Raw genomic sequence first — 3,988 nt, forward strand, 5'->3', positions numbered from 1 at the left:
GAAGGCGTTCGGCGCGATCGCGCGCATCCACAGCGGCGGCATCGAGTTGACCGAACGCCAGCGCGCGCGCCTGGACGCCTTCATGCGCCGCTACGTCGCGCGCACGCGGCGCTCCAAGGAATACACCGAGCAGCACCGCCCGCACCTCGCCGATCCGCGCGTGGTCAACGGCTTCCGGCCGCTGATCAAGGAGATCGTCTACCAGATCGTGATCGAGCGCTCCAAGGGCGCGCGGCTGTGGGACCTCGACGGCAACGAGTACGTCGACGCGCTGAACGGTTTCGGCATGAGCCTGTTCGGCTGGCAGCCGGACTTCGTGCTGGAGGCGGTCAGGCGCCAGCTCGAACTCGGCTACGAGATCGGCCCGCAGCACCCGCTGGCCGGCGTCGTCGCCAGGCAGGTCTGCGAGCTGACCGGCTTCGACCGCGCCGCGCTGTGCAACACCGGCTCGGAGGCGGTGATGGGCTGCGTGCGCATCGCCCGCACGGTCACCGGGCGCAGCCTGATCGCGATCTTCAGCGGTTCCTACCACGGCATCTTCGACGAGGTGATCGTGCGCGGCACGCGCAGCGGCCGCGCGGTGCCGGCCGCGCCCGGCATCATGCGCAACACCTCCGAGAACGTGATCGTGCTGGACTACGGCACGCCGGAAACGTTGCGCATCCTGAAGGAGCGTGCGCACGAGCTGGCCGCGGTGCTGATCGAGCCGGTGCAGAGCCGGCGGCCGGACTTCCAGCCGCGCGAATTCCTGCACGAGCTGCGCGCGCTGACGCGCGAGTCCGGCACGCTGTTCATCTTCGACGAGGTGGTCACCGGCTTCCGCTCGCATCCGCGCGGCGCGCAGGAGATCTTCGGCATCGACGCCGATCTCTGCTCCTACGGCAAGGTGGTCGGCGGCGGCTACCCGATCGGCGTGATCGCCGGCAAGCGCGAATACATGGACGCGCTGGACGGCGGCCAGTGGCGCTTCGGCGACGACTCCGTGCCGACCGTCGGCGTCACCTACTTCGCCGGCACCTTCGTGCGCCATCCGCTGGCGCTGGCGGCGGCGCACGCGGTGCTCGAGCATCTGAAGCGGGAAGGCCCCGAGCTGCAGGCGCGGCTGAACGCGCGCACCGCGGCGATGGCCGAAGACCTCAACGCGTTCTGCAGGGAGGTCGGCGCGCCGGTCGAGGTCAAGCACTTCGCCTCGGTGTGGAAGACGCAGTTCACCGAGGACCACCCGCTGCAGGACCTGCTGTTCGCGATGATGCGCAGCCGCGGCGTCCACATCCTCGACAACTTCCCCTGCTTCTTCACCACCGCGCACCGCGAGGAGGACTTCATCGCGGTCGCCAAGGCGTTCAAGGATTCGGTGCTGGAGCTGCAGGAAGCCGAATTCCTGCCGCGGCGCGTGGCCGCGCGCGCGGCGTTGGACGCCTCGCGGCCGCCGGTGCCCGGCGCGCGCCTCGGCCGCGACATCGACGGCAAACCCGCCTGGTTCGTTCCCGATCCGGACGTGCCGGGCAAATACATGAAGGTGGGCGCATGACGACGCAGGGACAGCCGAACGTTTCGTCCGCGGGCGTGGACTACGACCCGTTCGCCGGCGCCGCACTGGCGCGGGTGGTGCCGACCACCGAGTCGCAGCGCGAAGTGTGGCTGGCCGACCGTCTCGGCCGCGAAGCCTCGCTGGCCTACAACGAATCGGTGTCGCTGCGCCTGCGCGGCGCGTTGAACGTCGAAGCGCTGCGCGCCGCGCTGCAGGATCTGGTCGACCGCCACGAGGCGCTGCGCTCCACCATCGGCCCGGGCGGCGAGGAATTGTGCGTCGCCGAACGCGTCGCGCTGGACGTGCCGCTGGCCGACCTGTCGGCCATGGACGCCGCCGCGCGCGAAACCGCGCTGACCGAGGCGCGCCGGCGCGCGGTGGAGACGCCGTTCGATCTCGAACGCGGTCCGCTGTTCCGCGCGGAGCTGCTGCGCCTCGCCGCCGACGAGCACGTGCTGCTCCTCACCGCGCACCACATCGTCTGCGACGGCTGGTCGTTCGCCGTGCTGGTGCGCGATCTGGCCGCGCTCTACAGCGGCTGGACCGCCGGCGCGCCGCCGGCGCTGCCGCCGGCGGACGCGTTCGCCGACTACGCGCTGGCGCAGGCGGCGCTCCCGGACACCCCGCAGTTCGCCGCCGACGAGCGCTACTGGCTGCAGCGCTACGCCGGTCCGCTGCCGGTGCTGGAACTGCCGACCGACCGTCCGCGCCCGCCGCGGCGCACGTTCGCCTCGGCGCGCGAGGATCTGTGGCTGGACGCGGACCTGATCGCCGCGCTGAAGCGCGCCGGCGCGCGCCGCGGCGCCAGCCTGTTCGCCGCGCTGCTGGCCGGTTTCGCCGCACTGCTGCGCCGCATCGGCGGCCAGGACGACATCGTGATCGGCATCCCCGCCGCCGGCCAGGCCGTCGGCGGCCACGACGCGCTGGTCGGCCACTGCGTCAACCTCTTGCCGCTGCGCACCGCGGTGGACGCGGGCGCCGGCTTCGACGCGCTGCTCGACGCGGTCAAGGCCGCCGTGCTGGACGCCTACGAGCACCAGCAATACACCTTCGGCACGCTGCTGCGGAAACTGCCGTTGGCGCGCGACCCCGGCCGGCTGCCGCTGGTCTCCGTGCTGTTCAATCTCGACCAGGGGCTGAGCGACGCCGCGGCGCCGTTCGCCGGGCTGCAGTTCGAGTTCGCCGCCAACGCGCGCAGCTACGAGAACTTCGAGCTGTTCGTCAACGCCGCGCAGGTCGGCGGCGGCATCCGCCTGGAGTGCCAGTACAACCGCGACCTGTTCGACGCCGCCAGCGTGCGGCGCTGGCTGCGCGGCTACGCCGAGCTGCTGCGCGCGGCGACGGCGGCGCCCGACACCGCGGTCGGCCGCCTGCCGATCGTCGACGCCGAGGGCCTGGCCGAGCTGCGCGCGTTGCAGCCGGCGCCGACGCCGTACGACCCGCGGCGGCTCGCGCACGCGTGGTTCGAGGCGCAGGCCGACCGCAGCCCGGCGCGCACGGCCGTGCGCCACGGCGAGACGCGGCTGAGCTACGCCGCGCTGGAGGCGCGCGCCAACCGCATCGCCCACGCGCTGCGCGCGCGCGGCGTGCGCCGCGACGCGCTGGTCGGCCTCGCCGTCGAACGCGGCGCCGACATGGTCGCCGCGGTGCTGGGCGCGCTGAAGGCGGGCGCCGGCTACGTGCCGCTGGATCCCGGCTTTCCCGCCGAGCGCCTCGCCACCATGATCGACGACGCCGGACTGCGCGTGCTGGTCACCCAGTCCGCACTGGTCGAGCGCTTCGCGGATACCGGCGCCGAACTGCTGCGTCTGGATGACGCCGCGCTGGACGCGCTGCCGGCGACGCGCCTGCCGCGCGACGACGACGCCGCCGCCGCGCCGGACTCGATCGCCTACGTGATCTACACCTCCGGCTCCACCGGCAAGCCGAAGGGCGTGATGGTGCCGCACCGCGCCACCGCCAACTTCCTCGAGAGCATGCGGCGCACGCCGGGCATCGACGCCGACGACGTGCTGGTCGCGGTGACCACGCTGTCGTTCGACATCGCGTTCATGGAATTGATGCTGCCGCTGGCGGTCGGCGCCGAGATCGTCGTCGCCGACCGCGACACGGCGCGCGACGGCGCGGCGCTGCGCCGCCTGCTGGAAACCAGCGGCGCGACGATGATGCAGGCCACGCCGTCCGGCTGGCGGCTGCTGCTCGACGCAGGCTGGAACGGACGCCCCGGCTTCCGCGCCGTCAGCGGCGGCGAGCCGCTGGCGCCCGACCTCGCCGAGGCGCTGCTGGCGCGCTGCGGCGAGGTGTGGAACGGCTACGGCCCCACCGAGACCACGGTGTATTCGACCTACTGGCGCGCGCACGACCCGCGCGCCGGCATCGCCATCGGCACGCCGATCGCCAACACGCAGGTGTTGGTGCTCGACGAGCAGCGGCAGCCTTGCCCGATCGGCGTCCCCG

Annotated in this window: 2 protein-coding genes; both read left to right on the forward strand. The window is 73.0% G+C overall.

What is annotated here, in order from left to right:
- Nucleotides 1-1,531, forward strand: a 1,531-nt coding sequence (locus tag MBSD_RS10835) for an aminotransferase class III-fold pyridoxal phosphate-dependent enzyme (protein WP_114693256.1), incomplete at its 5' end; no start/stop codon positions are given.
- Nucleotides 1,528-3,988, forward strand: a 2,461-nt coding sequence (locus MBSD_RS15615) for a non-ribosomal peptide synthetase (RefSeq protein ID WP_201797485.1), incomplete at its 3' end; no start/stop codon positions are given. The genes MBSD_RS10835 and MBSD_RS15615, both read left to right, overlap by 4 nt.

It is taken from the genome of Mizugakiibacter sediminis (genome assembly GCF_000953855.2).
Classification (GTDB): domain Bacteria; phylum Pseudomonadota; class Gammaproteobacteria; order Xanthomonadales; family Rhodanobacteraceae; genus Mizugakiibacter; species Mizugakiibacter sediminis.